Source organism: Blastococcus xanthinilyticus (assembly GCF_008124835.1).
GTDB lineage: Bacteria > Actinomycetota > Actinomycetes > Mycobacteriales > Geodermatophilaceae > Blastococcus > Blastococcus xanthinilyticus.
This window is the reverse complement of the sequence record NZ_VNHW01000016.1, coordinates 11,595-30,642: the sequence shown is the minus strand read 5'-3', so window position 1 is coordinate 30,642 and position 19,048 is coordinate 11,595. Positions and strand designations below refer to the sequence as shown.

Genomic DNA, 19,048 nt, shown 5'->3' with positions numbered 1-19,048 from the left:
CCCCGATCCGCCCACGCGCAGCACCACCGCGCAGCCCCGCGAAGCACCATGCGACACACGACCAGGGAGAGCTCCACACCATGACCGAGACCGACGACCGCATGGCCGGCGCCCGCACCCGCCGCACCGCCAAGGCGCCCAGCCGGGGCAAGGGCCTGAAGATCAAGCGCGTCTTCACCACCGCCGGTGTGCACCCCTACGACGAGGTGACCTGGGAGCGCCGTGACGTCGTGATGACCAACTGGCGCGACGGCTCGATCAACTTCGAGCAGCGCGGCGTGGAGTTCCCGGCGGAGTGGAGCATCAACGCCACCAACATCGTCACCACGAAGTACTTCCGCGGCGCCGTCGGCACCCCCCAGCGGGAGACCAGCCTGCGCCAGCTCATCGACCGCGTGGTGCTCACCTACACCGAGGCCGGCCGCGAGCACGGCTACTTCGCCGGCGAGGGCGACGCCGCGATCTTCGAGCACGAGCTCACCTGGATGCTGCTGCACCAGTACTTCAGCTTCAACAGCCCCGTCTGGTTCAACGTCGGCACCAGCGCCCCGCAGCAGGTCAGCGCCTGCTTCATCCTCGCCGTCGACGACGAGATGGACTCGATCCTCAACTGGTACCGCGAGGAGGGCCTGATCTTCAAGGGCGGCTCCGGTGCCGGCCTGAACCTCTCCCGCATCCGTTCCTCCAAGGAGCTGCTCTCCTCCGGTGGCACCGCCTCCGGCCCGGTCAGCTTCATGCGCGGGGCCGACGCCTCCGCGGGCACCATCAAGTCCGGCGGCGCCACCCGGCGCGCGGCGAAGATGGTCGTCCTCGACATCGACCACCCCGACATCGAGGAGTTCGTCGAGACGAAGGCGCGCGAGGAGAACAAGATCCGCGCGCTGCGCGACGCCGGGTACGACATGGACCTCGGCGGCAAGGACATCACCAGCGTCCAGTACCAGAACGCCAACAACTCCGTCCGCGTCTCCGACGAGTTCATGCGCGCGGTCGACGAGGGCGACGAGTTCGGGCTGCGCGCCCGGCTCGACGGCTCGGTCATCGAGACCGTCGACGCCAAGACGCTGTTCCGCAAGGTCACCCAGGCGGCGTGGGAGTGCGCCGACCCGGGCATCCAGTACGACGACACGATCAACGACTGGCACACCAACCCCGAGACGGGCCGGATCAACGCGTCCAACCCCTGCTCGGAGTACATGAGCCTGGACAACAGCTCGTGCAACCTGGCGTCGCTGAACCTCATGAAGTTCCTCAAGGACGACGGCACGTTCGACAGCAAGAACTTCGTGAAGGCCGTCGAGCTGGTCATCACCGCGATGGACATCTCCATCTGCTTCGCCGACTTCCCGACCGAGCCGATCGGGGAGACCACCCGGGCCTACCGCCAGCTGGGCATCGGCTACGCCAACCTGGGCGCGCTGCTCATGGCGACCGGCCACGCGTACGACTCCCGCGGTGGCCAGAGCCTGGCCGCGGCGATCACCTCGCTGATGACCGGCACCGCCTACCGCCGCTCGGCCGAGCTCGCCGGCATCGTCGGCGCCTACGAGGGCTTCGCCCGCAACGCCGACGCGCACGCCCGGGTGATGCGCAAGCACTCCGCTGCGAACGACGCGATCCGCCCGGTGGGTGCCGACGACGCCGACGTGCTCAAGGCCGCGACCGCGCAGTGGCAGGAGTGCCTGGAGATCGGCACCGAGAACGGCTGGCGCAACGCCCAGGCCTCGGTGCTCGCCCCCACCGGCACCATCGGCTTCATGATGGACTGCGACACGACCGGCATCGAGCCGGACTTCTCGCTGGTCAAGTTCAAGAAGCTGGTCGGCGGCGGCTCCATGCAGATCGTCAACCAGACGGTGCCGCGGGCGCTGCGCAGCCTGGGCTACCAGGAGGAGCAGATCGAGGCGATCGTCGAGTACATCGCCGAGCACGGCCACGTGGTCGACGCCCCGACCCTGCGCCCGGAGCACTACGAGGTGTTCGACTGCGCCATGGGTGAGCGGGCCATCTCCCCGATGGGCCACGTCCGCATGATGGCCGCGGTGCAGCCCTTCATCTCGGGCGCGATCAGCAAGACCGTCAACATGCCCGAGTCGGCGACCATCGAGGACGTCGAGAAGATCTACTTCGAGGGCTGGAAGCTCGGCCTCAAGGCGCTGGCGATCTACCGCGACAACTGCAAGGTCGGCCAGCCGCTCTCCGGCGGCAAGGGCAAGAACGACGGCACCAAGGACGAGGTCAAGGTCGAGGCGACCGCCCCGACCGCGCTCTCGCACCCGGTGCGCAAGCGCCTGCCGAAGAAGCGGACCAGCGTCACCACGTCCTTCAGCGTCGCCGGCGCCGAGGGCTACATGACCGCGGGGATGTACGAGGACGGCAGCCTCGGTGAGGTCTTCCTGAAGCTCGGCAAGCAGGGCTCGACCCTCGCCGGTGTGATGGACGCCTTCTCGATCTCGCTGTCGATCGCGCTGCAGCACGGTGTGCCGCTGGAGACCTACATCCAGAAGTTCACCAACATGCGGTTCGAGCCGGCCGGCATGACCGACGACCCGGACATCCGGATCGCCCAGTCGGTGATGGACTACATCTTCCGCCGCCTGGCGCTGGACCACCTGCCGGTCGAGAAGCGGGCCGGGCTCGGCATCTTCACCGCCGAGGAGCGGGCGGCGCAGGTCGCCGGCTACGGCACCTCCGCGTCGACCAGCTCGGTCGTCGAGGAGGAGGAGGTCGACCTGGAGCAGCTGCGCGGCTCCGCGCCGATCGAGACCGCCCCGGCCAAGGAGCAGGTCACCCCGGAGGGCCCGAAGTCGGTCAAGGAGGCGCACTCCTCGGCCGAGCTGCTCGAGCTGGTCACCGGGACCGCCACCGACGCGCCGCTGTGCATGACCTGCGGCACGAAGATGCGGCCGGCCGGTAGCTGCTACGTCTGCGAGGGCTGCGGCTCCACCAGCGGCTGCAGCTGATCACCAGCCAGCCCCGTCGACCGGCGCCCCGGTCCCACCTCGTGGTGGGGCCGGGGCGCCGTCGCGTTGCCGGGCAGGGAGGGGCCGGCCGGCTGCCGTGACACCGCCGACCGTGGGGTCCCGTACCGGTGCTCAGCTGCTCCCGGCCGCCGCGCCGGACGCACAGGCGGCCGCCGCGCCGGCGGCGGACAGGGTGGCGGCGGCCTCGTCGGGAGTGGCCAGCTCGGTGAACCCAGGGCCGAGGACCACATCGACCCGTGCGTCGGCGCGGGTGTCCTCGTACGTCGTCACGCCGGGCACGTGTGCGGCCACGAAGGCGGCGACGCCCCGCCCCCAGGCGCCGTGCCGGATCTCCCCGACCCCCTCGACCACCCGGTCCAGCGGGTCGTCGGCCGTCTCCTGGACGTCGAAACCCCGCGCGCCCAGCTCGGCGGACACCCGCCGGGCCAGCCCCACGGTCTCGGTGGCGTTGAAGACCCGGACGGCCACCGAGGTCGGGTCCAGGTCCACCGGAGCGGTCGCGGTGGCCGCGCACGCGGCATCGCGCTCGGCCGCCCGCTCCGCGGCGAAGACGTGCCACCAGACCGCGACCGCCGCGATCGCCAGGACCAGCAGGAGCAGTGACGGCAGGACCGGGCGGCGCCCGGGCCACCGATCCCGCCGGACCGGTGCGGAGCCCACCCGGCCGGGCAGCGGCGCCCCGGTCCGCGTGGACACCCGCACCGCAGACGGTCCGGGACGGCGGCCGGGGACCGGCCGCTCGTAGGAGAGCCCGCCGGCGACGACGGCCACCGGGCCCGGCTCGCCGGACGCCCGGGGCCCGGTCGCGCCGGTCACGGCTGCATCCTCGGGTCCTGCGTGGGGTCGGCGTACATGGCCGGGCAGCCACGGTCCACGGCCTCGGGGTGCAGCTCGTAGTGCCACGGCTCGTTGCGGTAGGTCTGGCACAGCCCGTACCCGGCCCCGTGCTCCGACAGCCACGCCCTCGCCTCGACGGGGCCGATGTCGACGGCGTCCCCGGACACGTGGGCGGACGTGTCCGCGGTGGCGACCCAGCGGGCGGCTTCGGCTTCGGACCCGTACTCGGAGACGGCCTCGCGGAGGAGCTGGTCCTGGTGCTCCCGGGACCGCCAGCCGCTGTTGACGGTGAACGCGACGCCGTCGTCCGCGGCATCCGCCGCCGCCGCCGCGCGCAGCGCCTGCAGCAGGTCGGGATCGAGATTGGCGACACCCGGGTACCGGTCGTCGAACACGGTGACGCCTCCGGGAAGGGCGCCGTCGTCCACGGTCACGGCGCCGTCGGACCCGGTGGGCATCCCGATGTGGTCACCACCGAGGGCCGCGCCCAGGGAGGGCGGTCCTGACGACGCCGACCGGTGGACCACGGTTCCCACGGTCACGGCGGTGGCCAGGACCATCCCGGCGACCGCGAGCCGCAGGAGCCGATGGGTCCGCGTTCGGGCAGGTGCGGTTCGACTCATGCTGCCAGCCAAGGCAGGCACGTGATGTCAGCTCGTATGCGGTTTTCGGTACGCCGACGATAGGGGCGGGTTCGTAGCATCCAGTCCATGCGCGTGCTGGTCGTCGAGGACGAGCCCTACATGGCAGAGGCCATCCGCGACGGGCTGCGCCTGGCGGCGATCGCGGCCGACATCGCCGGCGACGGCGACACCGCACTGGAACTGCTGAGCATCAACGCCTACGACATCGCCGTCCTCGACCGGGACATCCCGGGGCCCTCCGGGGACGAGGTCGCCGAGAGCATCGTCAGCTCCGGCAGCGGCATGCCGATCCTGATGCTCACGGCGGCCGACCGGCTCGACGACAAGGCCTCCGGCTTCCAGCTGGGCGCCGACGACTACCTCACCAAGCCGTTCGAGCTCCGCGAGCTCGTGCTCCGGCTCAGGGCGCTCGACCGCCGCCGGGCGCACAGCAGGCCGCCGGTGCGGGAGATCGCCGGCCTGCGGCTGGACCCGTTCCGCCGCGAGGTCTTCCGCGACGGCCGGTACGTGGCGCTGACCAGGAAGCAGTTCGCCGTGCTGGAGGTCCTCGTCGCCGCCGAGGGCGGTGTCGTCAGCGCCGAGGAGCTGCTGGAACGAGCGTGGGACGAGAACGCCGACCCGTTCACCAACGCCGTCCGCATCACGGTCTCGGGCCTGCGCAAACGGCTCGGCGAGCCCTGGCTGATCGCCACGGTGCCCGGCGTCGGATACCGCATCGACGCAGCGCCGGATGCCGGGGCGTGACCGGGCCGACGGCGGGCAGGGCCCCGGGGCTGAGCGTCCGGCTCAAGCTCACCCTGAGCTACGCCGGTTTCCTCATGCTGGCCGGTGCGCTCCTGCTCGCGGTCGTGTGGGTGTTCCTGCTGCGGTACGTGCCCGACACCGTGCTCTTCAGCCCCGGGACCCCCGGGGGCCGCCCCGCGCCCTTCATCCCCAACCGGTCGGACCTGCTGCGCGCCTTCGCTCCGCGGGCCGCCGCGGCCTCGGTGTTCCTGCTGGTGTTCGGGCTGCTGGGCGGCTGGCTCCTCGCCGGCCGGATGCTCGCCCCGCTCTCCCGGATCACCGACGCCACGCGCCTGGCCGCGACCGGATCGCTGTCGCACCGGATCCGGCTGCCCGGCCGCAGCGACGAGTTCCGCGAGCTCGCCGACGCGTTCGACGGCATGCTCGCGCGGCTCGAGGCGCACCTCGCCGAGCAGCAGCGGTTCGCGGCCAACGCCTCGCACGAACTGCGCACCCCGCTGGCGATCACCCAGACCCTGCTCGACGTCGCCCGCAACGATCCCGACCGCGACAACGGCGAGCTCGTCGACCGCCTGCACGCGGTGAACACCCGGGCCATCGACCTCACCGAGGCACTGCTCCTGCTCAGCCGCACCGACCAGCGCTCCTTCCCCCGCGAGCACGTCGACCTGTCCCTGCTCGTGGAGGAGGCCGCCGAGACGCTCCTCCCGCTGGCGGAGCGGCACGGCGTCACGATCGAGACCGCCGGAGAGGTCGCCCCCACCGTCGGTTCGCGTGCGCTCCTGCTGCAGATGGCCACGAACCTGCTGCACAACGCCGTCGTCCACAACGTCCCCGAGGGCGGCACCGTGTGGCTCGGCACCGCCGTGCGGTCCGGCTCGGTCGTCCTGGCCGTCGAGAACACCGGGCCGGAGCTTCCCCCGCAGCTGGTGTCGACCCTCACCGAGCCGTTCCAGCGTGGCACCCAGCGCGTCCGCAGCTCCCACGCGGGCGTCGGGCTCGGCCTCGCCATCGTCGACAGCGTCGTCCGGGCGCACGACGGGGAGCTCGCGCTCGACCCCCGCCCCGACGGCGGGCTCCGCGTCACGGTGCGCCTCCCGGCGCACGGCTGAGGCGCGCGGTCAGGCGTCGAAGTCCACCGTCACGGTGCCGGTGAGCGGCAGCGACTGGCAGGTGAGCACGTAGCCGGCAGCGACCTCCTCGGCCTCCAGCGCGTAGTTCCGCCGCATCTGCACCTCCCCGTCGGTCACGCGCGCGCGGCAGGTGCCGCACACCCCGCCCTTGCAGGCGAACGGCAGGTCGCCGCGCACCTGCTGGGCGGCGTCGAGCACCGGCACGTCGCGGGGGAGCGCCATGGTGGTCGCCCGCCCGTCGAGGACGACGGTCACCTGGCTGCTCGGGCCGGTCACCGTCGCCTCGTCCCCGCGGACCGGCTCGGGCGGCACGTCGTCGACGTAGAACAGCTCCTGGTGCACCTTCCCGGCCGGTACCCCGAGCTCGGCCAGCAGGTCGCGGGCGTCGCCGACCATCGCGTGCGGTCCGCACAGCCACCAGTGGTCGACCCGCTCCGGGTCCACGAACGCGGTGAGCAGGGCGGACAGCCGGTCGCGGTCGAGCCGGCCGCTGGTCAGCTCGGCGTCGCGCGGCTCGCGGGAGAGCACGTGGACCAGCTGCAGGCGGGTGGGGTAGCGGTCCTTCAGGTCGGCCAGCTCGTCGGCGAACATGACCGTGTTGGTGCGCCGGTTGCCGTAGAGGACGGTGACCGTCGAGACGCCGTCGCGCAGCACGCTGGCCGCCAGCGAGAGCGCCGGCGTGATGCCGGAGCCCGCGACGACGAACACGTGGTCGGCGGGCACGGAGAGGTCGGCGGTGAAGGTGCCCGACGGCGGCAGCACCTCGATCTCGTCACCGGGCCGCACCTCGTGCACCAGGTAGGAGGAGAAGAACCCGCCGGGCACTTCGCGCACCCCGACCCGGGGAGCCGCGCCGACCGGGGCGCAGATGGAGTAGGAGCGGCGCTCGTCGCGGTCGCCGTCGACCCGCCGGAGGGTCAGCGCCTGCCCGGGCCGGAAGGCGAACTCCTCGGCGAGGTCGGGTGGGACGTCGAAGGTGACCGCGACCGCGTCGTCGGTGAGCCGCTCGACACCGGCGACCCGGAGGGCGTGGAACCGCGGACGGCGCCGCGTCGGTGCGCTCATCAGATCTCCTTCACGTGCTCGAACGGCTCGCGGCAGCTCCGGCACCGGCGCAGCGCCTTGCAGGCCGTCGAGCTGAACTCGCTCAGCTCCTCGGTGTCCGGCGAGCCGCACAGCGGGCAGGCGGCGGTGCGGCGGGCGGGGCCCAGCTGCAGCGGCACCGGTCCCGCGGCGCGCGCGGGCGCCGCACCCGGCGGCGCGATGCCCCCCATGGCGAGCTTGCGGCGCCCCTCCTCGCTGATCCAGTCGGTGCTCCAGGCGGGGGAGAGCACGGTGCGGACGTCGACCTGTGCGAAGCCCGCGCGGTGCAGGGCGTGCACCAGGTCGGCCCGCATGACGCCCATCGCGGGGCAGCCGGAGTAGGTCGGCGTGATCTCCACGACCACCGTGCCGTCGCCCTCGACCCGTACGTCGCGGAGGACGCCGAGGTCGGCGAGGGTCAGCTGGGGGAGCTCGGGATCGGTGACCGTGCGGGCCACCGCGCCGGGGTCGCGCTCCGGGGACCGCGGGGCCCTCACCACGTGGCCGCCGGGTGCTGCCGGGCCAGGCCCTGCAGGGTGCCGAGCAGCTCGGCCAGCTCGGGGCCGTGCGCGCCGGCCCGGCCCCGGGGCGGTGCGTCGGCCGGCCATCCGGGCACCCGCAGCGTGGCCCGGTCGAGCACCTGCGTCAGCACGCCGACCACCTCGTCCCGGACCGTCGCCGGGTCGACGGCGACCCCGGCGACGGCCAGCCGCGACTCGACGTCGGTGGGGGAGAAGACGTCGGCGAGCAGCGGCCAGACCGCGTCGACGCCGGCCTGCGCCCGCCGGTGCGACTCCGGCGTCCCGTCGCCCAGGCGCAGCACCCACCGGGCAGCGTGGTCGCGGTGGTAGGCCAGCTCGTGCACGCCCTTGGCCGCGACGGCGGCGAGCACCGGGTCCCGCGACTCCCGGAGCCGGGCGAACACCGCCAGCCGGACCGTGGCTGCGACCAGCAGCCGGACCAGCGTCCGCGCGAAGTCCCCGTTCGGCGCCGCCACCAGGCCGGTGCTGCGGAACTCGTCGGCGTCCCGGAAGTAGGCGAGGGCGTCCTCGTCGGGGATCGTCGCGCTCGCCCGCTCCCGGGAGCGGCCGAGCACGCCGGCCGAGCCGGCGCGGGCCAGCAGCAGCCGGGCCTGGCCGAGCAGGTCCAGGGCGATGTTGCCGACGGCCACCTCCTCCTCGAGCTCGGGTGCGGCGGTGACCCACTGGGTGAGCCGCTGGGCCAGCACCAGGGCGTCGTCCCCGAGCATCAGGCAGTAGGCGCCCAGGTCGGCCGGGTCCACCCCGTCGGGCACGGTGGTGTCGACGCCGGCCAGCGGATCGTCGAACCCGGTGCCGAACGCCCACTGCCCCTCGCCCCCGTGGGCGGAGTCCAGCGCGTCGTACACGGTCTCCTCGTGTGCCACGTTCGCTCCGCTCACATGTGGGGGACGTTCTCGGGGATCTCGTAGAACGTGGGGTGGCGGTAGACCTTGTCGCCGCTGGGCGCGAACAGCGGGTCCTTCTCGTCGGGGCTCGAGGCGGTGATGTCGGCGGCCCTGACCACCCAGATGCTCACGCCCTCGTTGCGCCGGGTGTAGACGTCGCGGGCCGCGTGCACCGCCATCTCGTCGTCCGGGGCGTGCAGCGAGCCGACGTGCACGTGGTTGAGCCCGCGCTTGCCGCGGACGAACACCTCGTACAGCGGCCAGTCGCGCCGGCTGACGGCGCGCTCCGGCGCGACCGGCACCTCCGGTCCGGTCGGGACGGCGCCGTGACCGCCCTCGGCGGTCACCTCGCTCATGCGGCGTCCCCGGCGTGCTTCGCGGCGTAGGCGGTGGCCGCCGCCACGACCCACGCGTTGTCGTCCCGCGCCGCCCGGCGGCGGGCGATCCGCTCGTCGTTGCACGGACCGTCGCCGGCGAGCACCTGCTTGAACTCCGACCAGTCGATCGCGCCGAACCGCCAGTGGCCGGCGTCGGCGTCCCAGGTGAGGTCCGGGTCGGGCAGCGTCACCCCGAGCACCTCTGCCTGCGGCACGGACATGTCGACGAAGCGCTGCCGCAGCTCGTCGTTGCTGTGCCGCTTGATGCCCCACGCCATCGACTGCGCCGAGTTGGGGCTGTCCGCGTCGGGCGGGCCGAACATCATCAGCGAGGGCCACCACCACCGGTCGACGGCGTCCTGCACCATCGCCCGCTGCGCGTCCGTGCCGCCCATCATCGTCATCAGCAGCTCGTAGCCCTGCCGCTGGTGGAACGACTCCTCCTTGCAGACCCGGATCATCGCCCGCGCGTAGGGCCCGTAGGAGGAGCGGCACAGCGGCACCTGGTTGCAGATCGCGGCGCCGTCGACCAGCCAGCCGATGACGCCGACGTCGGCGAACGTGAGCGTGGGGTAGTTGAAGATCGAGCTGTACTTCTGCCGGCGCTCGATCAGCTTGTCGGTGAGGTCGGCGCGGTCGGCGCCGAGGGTCTCGGCGGCGGCGTAGAGGTACATCCCGTGCCCGGCCTCGTCCTGCACCTTCGCCAGCAGGATCGCCTTGCGCCGCAGGCTGGGGGCGGCGAGCAGCCAGTCGCCCTCGGGCTGCATACCGATGATCTCCGAGTGCGCGTGCTGGGCGATCTGGCGCACCAGCGTCTTCCGGTACCCCTCGGGCATCCAGTCCCGGGGCTCGATGCGGTGGCCCGCGGCGATCGTGGCGTCGAACTGCCGCTGCAGCGCGGTCTCGTCGGGCCCGCCGGTCGCGCGGCGGTCCAGGGCTGGCGCGGACATCGCGTCTCCTCGAGCTGGTTTACCGACCATCCGGTCAGGAATAGTGTGACCCACGCCGCAGGTGGGCACAAGCGCCGGCCGGCGGGACCGACGCGGAGCGACGAGGGACGGCCAGATGACGACGACGACCGGACACCGACGGCTCGGCGAGGCGCCCGAGCCGGCCACCCTCGACCCGGCGGAGCGCCTGTCCGTCGACGAACTGCGCACGCTCCAGCTGGAGCGGCTGCGGGCGACCCTGCGGCACGCCTACCAGGACGTGCCGCACTACCGCCGGGCCTTCGACGAGGCCGGCGTGCACCCCGACGACTGCCGGGAGCTCGCGGACCTCGCGCGGTTCCCCACGACGAGCAAGGCCGACCTGCGGGAGAACTACCCGTTCGGCATGTTCGGGGTGCCGCAGGAGCAGGTGCGCCGGGTGCACGCGTCGTCCGGCACCACGGGCAAGCCCACCGTCGTCGGCTACACCCAGGGCGACCTCGACACGTGGGCCACGGTGATGGCGCGGTCGATCCGCGCGGCCGGTGGCCGGCCGGGCGACCGGCTGCACAACGCCTACGGGTACGGCCTGTTCACCGGTGGGCTCGGTGCGCACTACGGCGCGGAGAAGCTCGGCTGCACCGTCGTCCCGGTGTCGGGGGGCATGACCCCCCGCCAGGTGCAGCTGATCACCGACTTCGCGCCGCGGGTGATCATGGTGACGCCGAGCTACCTGCTCACGGTGGTCGACGAGTTCGAGAAGCAGGGCATCGACCCACGCTCCTCCTCGCTGGAGATCGGCATCTTCGGGGCCGAGCCGTGGACCGAGCAGATGCGCCGCGAGCTGGAGGACCGGCTGGACATCCACGCGGTCGACATCTACGGGCTGTCCGAGGTGATGGGGCCCGGCGTCGCCCAGGAGTGCGTGGAGACCAAGGACGGGCTGCACGTCTGGGAGGACCACTTCTACCCGGAGATCATCGACCCGCTCACCGGGGAGGTGCTGCCCGACGGGGAGCAGGGGGAGCTGGTGTTCACCTCCCTGACCAAGGAGGCGACGCCGGTCATCCGCTACCGCACCCGCGACCTCACCCGTCTGCTGCCGGGGACGGCGCGCCCCGGGATGCGGCGGATCGAGCGGATCACCGGCCGCACCGACGACATGATCATCCTGCGCGGCGTGAACCTGTTCCCGACCCAGATCGAGGAGATCGTCCTCCGCACTCCGGGGCTGTCCCCGCACTTCGCCCTGGAGCTGACCACGCGCGGCCGGCTGGACCACCTCACCTGCCGGATCGAGGCCCGCCCCGACTGCCCGCCGGAGCGCCGGGAGGCCGCGGCGGCCGAGGTGGCCACCGCGGTCAAGGACACGGTGGGGGCCAGCATCGAGGTGCTGGTCGTCGACCCCGAGACGCTGGCCCGGTCGGTGGGCAAGCTCAAGCGGCTGCACGACAACCGGGACCGGGCGGGGGAGTGAGCATCGCGCCGGGCCGGCGCGGCCGGCCGGGGCACTCCCTGGACTCCCTGCTGGACGTCGCGGTCGCGGTGTTCAACGAGCGCGGCTACGACGCCACGAGCATGGACGAGCTCGCCGCCCGGCTCGGGGTCACGAAGTCGGCGATCTACCACCACGTGCCCAGCAAGGTGGAGCTGCTGCGGCTCGCGCTGGACCGCGCGCTGGACGCGTTGTTCGCCGTCACCGAGGAGCCCGGGGCCACCACCGGCCCGGCGATCGACCGGCTCGAGCACGTCGTCCGCGGCTCGGTGCGGGTGCTCACCGCGGAGCTGCCGTCGGTCACCCTGCTGCTGCGGGTCCGGGGGAACTCGCCGGTGGAGCAGGAGGCGCTGCAGCGGCGCCGCCGGTTCGACCGGGTCGTCACCGACCTGGTCCGCGCCGCCGAGGAGGAGGGTGACGTCCGTCCCGACGTCGACCCGGCCGTCACCAGCCGGCTGCTGTTCGGCGCGGTCAACTCCCTCACCGAGTGGTACCGCCCGGGCCGGGGGCTGGACGGGACCGCGGTGGCCGACGCGCTGGTCGCCATCACCTTCGACGGGCTGCGCGCGACGTCCCGCTGAGGGTGCGGGATGCGCCGTCCGGCTCCGCTTCTCGGTTAGCGTGCCGTGCATGCGACAGCTGCTGCGGTTCGCCTGGGTCGAGGCGCAGTGCTGCCTGTTCGCCGTGCTGTTCTTCCTGGGGCTCGCGCTGGTCCGGCTGGTGCCGCTGCCGATCGACCCGGCCGACGCGCTGCTGATCTGGTGCCTGGGCGTGACCCTGCTCCTCTGGCTGGCCCGCTGGGAGACCGGCCGCGAGGTCGCGGTCATCTTCGGCTTCCACCTCGTCGGCCTGGTGCTGGAGCTGTACAAGGTGGCGCAGGGGTCGTGGTCCTATCCCGACACCGGTCTGGCCACCGTCGGGGGCGTCCCGCTCTACAGCGGGTTCATGTACGCGGCCGTGGGCAGCTACGTCTGCCAGGCGTGGCGCCGGTTCGACCTGCGGATCTCCGGCTACCGCGCGCGCAGCACCGCCGCGGTGGCCGCGCTCGTCTACCTGAACTTCTTCGCCTCGCACGTGACGGTCGACGTCCGGCTGGTGCTGGCGATCGCCCTGCTGGTCGTGACCCGCCGGACCTACGTGCACTTCACCGTGGGCCGGCGCCGGTACGCCATGCCCATGGCGCTGTCGTTCGTTCTCATCGGCTTCTTCCTCTGGGTCGCCGAGAACGCCGCCACCCTGCTGCGGGCGTGGCAGTACCCGTCGCAGGAGTCGGTCTGGACCCTCGTCCACGCCGCCAAGCTCGGCTCGTGGTCGCTGCTCGTCGTGGTCAGCATCGTGCTCGTCGCCGCCGTCAAGGCGTTCGAGGGCCGGCTCTACGGCACGCCCGAGGACCTCACCGTCCTGCGGGCCTTCCGGGCGGGCCGGGACCTGCCGCCCCTGGACGGGGCGACGCGGGAAGCCGCCGCGGAGGGGTCCGCGCGGGCGCCGTCGGGCCCTTGACCTTGCCCCGAGGGCAGGCTCCACCGTCCTCGTCCCCGGCGAACCCGTCACCGGGGACGAGGACGGATCGATGGACCGCGGGACGATCGGCGAGTTCGGCCGGGCGACCGGGCTGACGCCCAAGGCGCTCCGGCTGTACGACGAGCTGGACCTGGTCCGGCCGGCCGAGGTCGACGAGCGCAGCGGCTACCGGTACCACCGGGCCGACCAGCTGGAGCGGGCGCGCCTGGTCGCCCGGCTGCGGCGGATCGGCATGCCGCTGCCCCGGATCCGGACCCGGGTTGCACCCCCACGGGGCTCGTCCTCGGCGAGCGGGGGCGGTGATCACGGTTCGGTCACGGCGCCGCCGGGCCTTGACAGGGAAATGTAAGGACGGTCTCCTAACAAACGTGACTGTGACCCGGGACATACCTCGGCAGGGCCGCCTGCTGCGGGCGACCGCCAAGGTCCTGCCCGAGCACGCCCGGGCGCACAACCGCTCGATGGTGCTGCAGCACCTCTTCCACTCCGGCCCCGGATCCCGCGCCGACCTCGCCCGCGCTACCGGCCTGACCCGCGTCACCATCTCCGACCTCGTCGCCTCCCTGATGGCCGAGGGGCTGGTCGCCGAGCTCGGCGCCCGCGCCGAAGGGCGCCCGGGCAAGCCCGGCACGCTGCTCGGGGTCCGCACCGACGCCTTCCAGATCGTCGCCGTCGACCTGGCCGACGACGAGCGCATGCACGGGGCGGTCATGGACCTCTCCGGCACGGTCCTGCAACGACGCACCGAGCGCGTCGACGGGCGCACCGGCGCGGCGGCGGTCGACGCCCTGCGCGCGCTGTGCCGCGACCTGGTCGGCCTGGCCACCCGGCCGGTGCTCGGGGTCGGCGTCGGATCGCCGGGGGTCATCGACCCGGCCGGCCGCGTGCTGCAGGCGCCCAACCGCGAGTGGTACGACCTGCCGCTGGCCGACCAGCTGAGCGCCGACCTCGGCGTCCCGGTGCACGTGGGCAACGACGCGAACACCGCGGCGCTCGGCGAGTTCACCTACGGTGGCGCGGCCGGTGGCGGCCTGCTGGTCCTGACCGTCGGCGGCGGCGTCGGCGCGGGCATCGTGCTCGACGGCGGCCTCGTGCAGGGCCACGAGCACGCGGCCGGGGAGATCGGCCACGTCACCGCGGTCGACGAGCGCGACGACATCGACGGCGCCCCGCTGGGCCGCCCGCTGCCCTGCGCCTGCGGGCGGCGCGGCTGCCTGGAGACGGTCCTCTCCGTGCCGGCGCTCCGCCGGCGGACGGACGGGCTGGACGAGGACGGCGCGGCGGTCGCGCTCGCCGCGGTCGGCCGGCGGCTGGGCATCGTGCTCGCGCCGGTGGTCAGCGCGCTCAACCTCTCCGAGGTGGTGCTGACCGGCCCGACCGAGCTCCTGGACGGACCGCTGCGCGAGGCGGCCCTGGCCACGCTCCACGAACGCACCATGCCGGTCGTCAGCAGCAACCTGCAGCTGCGGATGACCTCGCTCGGCGAGGACGGGGCCCTGTCCGGGGCCGCGGTCCTCGTGCTGTCCGGCCAGCTCGGGGTCACGTGACGACCCCGAGCCGGCCATTGCACGTCGGAGAAACCACATCCCTGTGGCGGCGCTGTCCGGCACCGCCTGCGCACCAGGAAGGAAACCCCAACATGACGAGGGTACGCACGAGCGGGCTGGCAGCCGTGGGCGTCGGGCTGATGGTGGCGCTGGCCGCCTGCGGCGGTGGCAGCGAGACCGAAGCGGGGGGCGACGAGGAGCTGCGGCTCTGGCTCGCGGGGACCGACACCCCCCAGGAGCTGCGCGACTACCTGGTGGAGACCTTCGAGGCCCAGAACGAGGGCGCGCAGCTGGTCATCGAGGAGCAGGACTGGAGCGGGCTGGTCCCGCGCCTGCAGACCGCGCTGGCATCGGAGCAGCAGACCCCCGACCTGGTCGAGATCGGCAACACCCAGAGCCCGACCTTCACCCACGCCGGGGCGTTCACCGACATCACCGACATGGTCGACGGCCTCGGCGGCGACCAGCTGCTCGAGGGCTTCGTGGAGGCCGGCACGGTGGACGGCGACGTCTACGCGGTGCCCTACTACTCCGGCGCCCGCGCGGTGTTCTACCGCAAGGACCTCTTCGAGGCTGCCGGGGTCGAGGTGCCGAAGACCCTCGAGGAGTTCGGCGAGGCGGCGGTCGCGCTGCAGCAGGCCAACCCCACCGGGGCGCCCAACTTCTCCGGCCTCTGGCTGCCCGGGCAGGACTGGTACAACGGCATCGCCTGGATCTACAGCAACGGCGGCAGCCTGGCCGAGCAGGACGGCGACGAGTGGGTCGGCGCCCTGTCCAGCCCCGAGTCGCAGGAGGGCCTGGCCCAGGTCCAGGAGCTGTTCGCCAACGCCACTTCCGCCCCGAAGGACGCCGACTCGGCGGAGCCGTGGGTGCCCTTCAACAACGGCGAGGCGGCGATGTTCTCCGCCCCGACGTGGGCGCGCTGGAGCATCGACCTGCCCGAGTGCAACAAGGGCGTCGCCACCGACGACGAGTCGGAGGAGGCCAAGGCGCTGCTCGCCGAGCAGCAGGCGTGCAACGAGGAGAAGACCGGCATCTTCCCGCTCCCCGGCCCCGCGGCCGGTGAGCCGGCGACGGTCTTCGCCGGCGGCTCGAACATCGCCATCCCGGCGAAGTCGGGCAACCAGGACCTGGCCCGGAACCTGCTGGAGATCATCTTCAGCGAGGAGTACCAGACCATGCTGGCCGAGAACGGCCTCATCCCCGGCAACAGCGAGTACGCCGACGCCCTCGGGGACGACGTCTACGCCGAGGCCGCGCTGGACGCCGCGCTGAACGCCAAGCTCACCCCGCCGGCGGAGAAGTGGGCCGACGTGGAGGGCGCGCGCATCCTCGAGGACTTCTTCCAGGAGATCGCCTCCGGCGCCGACCTGGAGGAGGCCTCGGCCCGGGCCGACCAGCTGATCACGGACACGCTCAACTGACCATGTGATCGCGGGGCAGGGAGCGCACCGCCCGCGCGGTGCGCCCCCTGCCCCCTCGTCGGAGTCCCGGAGGGACCGTGTCCGCTCCCCGCACCTCCTCGTCGACCGTGCTGCCCCCGGTGCCGCCGCGGGCGCCGATCGTCGCTCCCGCCGCCCCGGAGGCGGCGGTCCGCCGGCCACCCCGGCGCCGTCCGATCCGGGCCCGGCTGGGCCCCTACCTGCTCCTGGTGCCCGCGCTCATCCCGATCGCCGTGGGCCTCGGCTACCCGCTGGTCCGGCAGTTCGTCCTGTCGTTCCAGGAGTACGGGCTGGCGCAGCAGTTCGGTCAGCCGGCCGAGTGGGTCGGCCTGCGCAACTACGCCGAGCTGCTCTCCGATCCCTACGTCTGGGGCGTGATCGCCCGCTCCATCGCCTTCTGCCTGGTGAACGCCGCGCTCACGATGGCGGTCGGGATCGCCCTGGCGGTGCTGATGACCCGGGTCGGGCGGGCGGCGCGGATCACCCTGCAGGTCGGCCTGCTGCTGGCCTGGGGGACGCCGGTGCTGGCCACCATGACGGTCTGGCAGTGGCTGTTCGACTCCCAGTACGGGGTCATCAACTGGCTGCTCGCCGAGCCGCTCGGGGCCGAGGGGATGCGGCAGCACTCCTGGATCATCGAGCCGGCGTCCTTCTACTTCGTGGCGACGGTCATCGTGGTGTGGATGTCGGTGCCCTTCGTGGTGTTCACCGTCTACGCTGGCCTGCTCCAGGTGCCCGAGGAGTGCATGGAGGCCGCCCAGCTCGACGGCGCCAACGCCTGGCAGCGGCTGCGGTACCTGTCGCTGCCGATGGTCAAGCCGGTGCTGCTCGTGGTCGGGCTGCTCCAGGTCATCTGGGACCTGCGGGTGTTCACCCAGATCTACGTGCTGCAGCGGGCCGGCGCGCCCACGCGCGAGACGCACCTGCTCGGCACCTTCATCTACTCCCTGTCGAAGGAGTTCTCCTTGGCCGGAGCCATGGCCACGATCATGCTGGTCATCACGCTCGCGCTCACCGTGTTCTACATCCGCCGCATGCTCCGGGACGACGTGTGAGCGCCGCCCGGCCGGCGCCGGCCGCCAGTGCCCGGCGGGGGAGCACCGGAGCACGGCTGCTCGGCGCGCTTGCGGTGCTGGTGGCGCTCGTCTGGATCTTCCCGATCTACTGGATGGTCAACAGCGCATTCCTGCCGACCAATGCGCTGCGCCGTCCCGAGCCGACATTCCTGCCGTTCGGCGGAACGCTGTCCAATTTCACCAACGTGTTCCGCGACCCGGGATTCTTCGACGCGATCAAGGTGTCGCTCGCGGTCACCGGGATCACCCTCGCCGTCGCCATTCTCTTCGCATTCCTCGGCGCGCTGGCGATCAGCCGGTTCCGGTTCCGGGGACGCAAGTCGTTCATCGTCACGATCCTGGTCGTGCAGATGATCCCGGCCGAGGGGCTGTTCATCTCGCAGTACCACATGCTCGACACGTGGGGTCTGGTCAACGCCGTCCTGGGCCTGACGATCGTGTACGTCGCCGCCATCCTCCCGTTCACGGTGTGGATGCTGCGCGGCTTCGTCGCGGGCGTGCCGATGGAGCTGGAGGAGGCCGGGATGATGGACGGCCTGTCGCGCACCGGGGCCTTCTTCCGCATCACCTTCCCGCTGCTGGCGCCGGGCCTGGTGGCCTCCGGCGTGTACGGCTTCCTCCAGGCCTGGAACGAGTACACCCTGGCGCTGGTGGTCATGACCGACCCCGGGCAGCGCACCCTCCCGCTCTGGCTGCAGGGCCTCGTGGAGGCCAACAAGGCCACCGACTGGGGGGTGGTCATGGCCGGCGCCACGCTGATCTCCGTGCCGGTCATCGTGTTCTTCCTGGTCGTGCAGAAGCGGATGAGCGCCGGCCTGGTCTCCGGGGCGGTGAAGGGGTGACCGGAGAGCGGAACGGCTCCGGGGCCTGCTCGGTCGGGCTCGACATCGGCGGGACGAAGGTGCTCGGCGTGCTGCTCGACGAGGCGGGCGCGGTGCGGCACAGCGTCCGGGCGGCGACCCGGCCGGGGGTGGCCGGTGTCGTGGCGAGCGCCGAGCAGGTGGTGCGACAGCTCTGCGCCGGCGCCGGGCTGGTGCCGCAGGACCTCGCCGGGGTCGGCGCCGGCGTGCCCGGGCTGGTCGACCCCGGTACCGGGCGGCTCTCCTACGCGGTCAACCTCGGGATCCACGAGCGTGCGGTGGACCTGGCGCCGCTGCTCTCGGCCCGGCTCGACGGCGTGCCGGTGGTGCTGGAGAACGACCTGAACGTCGCCGCCGTCGGGGCCGCGCGGCTGCTCGGCCTGCGCGGGGACCTGGCGTTCCTGGCGCTCGGCACGGGCGTCGCCGCCGGGCTGCTGCTGGGCGGTGAGCTCCGCCGCGGCCGGCACGGCGCCGCGGGGGAGATCGGGCACATCCCCTACGACCCGTCCGGGCCCCGCTGCCCCTGCGGCCAGCAGGGCTGCCTCGAGCTCTACGCCTCCGGTGCCGCCCTCGACCTCGCCTGGCCGGCCCGCAACGGCCGGCCGGCGGCCGCCGACCTCTTCGCCGCCGCCGCGGACGGCGACCGGCGGGCCGTCGCGGTGCGCGACCGGTTCGCCGACGCCGTGGCCGCCGCCGTGCGCCTGCTGGTGCTCACCTGCGACGTCGAGCACGTCGTCCTCGGCGGCGGGGTCGCCGACGTGGGGCCTCCGCTGCTCGAGGCGGTGGTGGCGCGGGCCCGGGAGCAGGCCGCCCGGTCGGCGTTCCTGCAGAGCCTGGCCGTACCCGAGCGGGTGCAGCTGGCCCCCCGCGGGGTGCCGGTCGCCCCGGTCGGCGCGGCGCTCTGCGTGCGCGGGAGCCGGGCCGGCCGGGCGCAGCCGGTGGGGAGCTGA

The 19,048-nt window shown here is 73.1% G+C and carries 19 protein-coding genes; 12 read left to right on the top strand and 7 right to left on the bottom strand.

Annotated elements, in window-relative coordinates; genetic code table 11:
* Window positions 1–80 precede the first annotated feature (80 nt).
* Window positions 81–2,963: a vitamin B12-dependent ribonucleotide reductase gene (locus BD833_RS19470; RefSeq protein ID WP_166534815.1), complete on the top strand. Its 2,883-nt coding sequence runs from the start codon at window positions 81–83 to the stop codon at window positions 2,961–2,963.
* 132 nt (window positions 2,964–3,095) lie between these two features.
* On the opposite strand, the gene BD833_RS19465 is transcribed toward BD833_RS19470, so the two are convergent.
* Window positions 3,096–3,800, bottom strand: a complete 705-nt coding sequence (locus BD833_RS19465) for a LytR C-terminal domain-containing protein (RefSeq protein WP_243737818.1) — start codon at window positions 3,798–3,800, stop codon at window positions 3,096–3,098.
* A complete protein-coding gene (locus BD833_RS19460) occupies window positions 3,797–4,357 on the bottom strand; it encodes a M15 family metallopeptidase (protein WP_208092775.1) in 561 nt (186 codons plus the stop codon). The genes BD833_RS19465 and BD833_RS19460 overlap by 4 nt, the downstream gene beginning before the upstream one ends.
* 174 nt (window positions 4,358–4,531) lie before the next feature.
* On the opposite strand from BD833_RS19460, the gene BD833_RS19455 reads away from it, so the two are divergent.
* Complete coding sequence (locus tag BD833_RS19455) at window positions 4,532–5,209, top strand: response regulator transcription factor (protein ID WP_166534813.1); 678 nt, start codon at window positions 4,532–4,534, stop codon at window positions 5,207–5,209.
* A complete protein-coding gene (locus BD833_RS19450) occupies window positions 5,206–6,321 on the top strand; it encodes a sensor histidine kinase (RefSeq protein ID WP_243737817.1) in 1,116 nt (371 codons plus the stop codon). The genes BD833_RS19455 and BD833_RS19450 overlap by 4 nt, the downstream gene beginning before the upstream one ends.
* Before the next feature lie 9 nt (window positions 6,322–6,330).
* Here the strand turns inward: BD833_RS19450 and paaE are convergent, their stop codons facing one another.
* From paaE to paaA, 5 genes are read right to left on the bottom strand one after another with little or no spacing between them, the layout of a single operon-like run.
* A complete protein-coding gene (gene paaE, locus BD833_RS19445; RefSeq protein ID WP_166534812.1) occupies window positions 6,331–7,407 on the bottom strand; it encodes a 1,2-phenylacetyl-CoA epoxidase subunit PaaE in 1,077 nt (358 codons plus the stop codon).
* On the bottom strand, window positions 7,407–7,883 hold the full coding sequence (gene paaD, locus BD833_RS19440) for a 1,2-phenylacetyl-CoA epoxidase subunit PaaD (protein WP_243737816.1): 477 nt from the start codon (window positions 7,881–7,883) through the stop codon (window positions 7,407–7,409). The genes paaE and paaD overlap by 1 nt, the downstream gene beginning before the upstream one ends.
* A gap of 35 nt (window positions 7,884–7,918) precedes the next feature.
* Window positions 7,919–8,830, bottom strand: coding sequence for a 1,2-phenylacetyl-CoA epoxidase subunit PaaC (gene paaC / locus BD833_RS19435; RefSeq protein WP_166534810.1), 912 nt, complete (start codon window positions 8,828–8,830; stop codon window positions 7,919–7,921).
* 11 nt (window positions 8,831–8,841) lie between these two features.
* Window positions 8,842–9,207, bottom strand: coding sequence for a 1,2-phenylacetyl-CoA epoxidase subunit PaaB (paaB, locus tag BD833_RS19430; protein WP_166534809.1), 366 nt, complete (start codon window positions 9,205–9,207; stop codon window positions 8,842–8,844).
* Window positions 9,204–10,178 carry a 1,2-phenylacetyl-CoA epoxidase subunit PaaA gene (gene paaA / locus BD833_RS19425; RefSeq protein WP_166534808.1) on the bottom strand — a complete coding sequence of 325 codons (975 nt, stop codon included), beginning with the start codon at window positions 10,176–10,178 and terminating at the stop codon, window positions 9,204–9,206. The genes paaB and paaA overlap by 4 nt, the downstream gene beginning before the upstream one ends.
* Window positions 10,179–10,293: 115 nt before the next feature.
* Between paaA and paaK the strand changes: the two genes are divergently transcribed.
* From paaK to BD833_RS19380, 9 genes are all read left to right on the top strand, one after another.
* Window positions 10,294–11,634, top strand: a complete 1,341-nt coding sequence (gene paaK, locus BD833_RS19420) for a phenylacetate--CoA ligase PaaK (protein ID WP_166534807.1) — start codon at window positions 10,294–10,296, stop codon at window positions 11,632–11,634.
* Entirely contained in the window at window positions 11,631–12,233 is a 603-nt protein-coding gene (locus BD833_RS19415; protein ID WP_166534806.1) for a TetR/AcrR family transcriptional regulator, read from the top strand. The genes paaK and BD833_RS19415 overlap by 4 nt, the downstream gene beginning before the upstream one ends.
* A gap of 49 nt (window positions 12,234–12,282) precedes the next feature.
* A complete protein-coding gene (locus BD833_RS19410; protein WP_166534805.1) occupies window positions 12,283–13,152 on the top strand; it encodes a DUF817 domain-containing protein in 870 nt (289 codons plus the stop codon).
* 70 nt (window positions 13,153–13,222) lie between these two features.
* Window positions 13,223–13,522: a MerR family transcriptional regulator gene (locus BD833_RS19405; protein ID WP_166534804.1), complete on the top strand. Its 300-nt coding sequence runs from the start codon at window positions 13,223–13,225 to the stop codon at window positions 13,520–13,522.
* Between the two features lie 25 nt (window positions 13,523–13,547).
* Complete coding sequence (locus BD833_RS19400; protein ID WP_208092774.1) at window positions 13,548–14,720, top strand: ROK family transcriptional regulator; 1,173 nt, start codon at window positions 13,548–13,550, stop codon at window positions 14,718–14,720.
* A 92-nt stretch (window positions 14,721–14,812) separates the two neighbouring features.
* On the top strand, window positions 14,813–16,144 hold the full coding sequence (locus BD833_RS19395; protein ID WP_166534803.1) for an extracellular solute-binding protein: 1,332 nt from the start codon (window positions 14,813–14,815) through the stop codon (window positions 16,142–16,144).
* Window positions 16,145–16,221: 77 nt separating this feature from the next.
* The gene (locus BD833_RS19390; RefSeq protein WP_208092773.1) at window positions 16,222–17,217 is read left to right on the top strand and encodes a carbohydrate ABC transporter permease; all 996 of its coding nucleotides are present in this window, start codon (window positions 16,222–16,224) and stop codon (window positions 17,215–17,217) included.
* Window positions 17,214–18,080, top strand: a complete 867-nt coding sequence (locus tag BD833_RS19385; RefSeq protein WP_208092772.1) for a carbohydrate ABC transporter permease — start codon at window positions 17,214–17,216, stop codon at window positions 18,078–18,080. The genes BD833_RS19390 and BD833_RS19385 overlap by 4 nt, the downstream gene beginning before the upstream one ends.
* Window positions 18,077–19,048: an ROK family protein gene (locus BD833_RS19380; RefSeq protein WP_166534802.1), complete on the top strand. Its 972-nt coding sequence runs from the start codon at window positions 18,077–18,079 to the stop codon at window positions 19,046–19,048. The genes BD833_RS19385 and BD833_RS19380 overlap by 4 nt, the downstream gene beginning before the upstream one ends.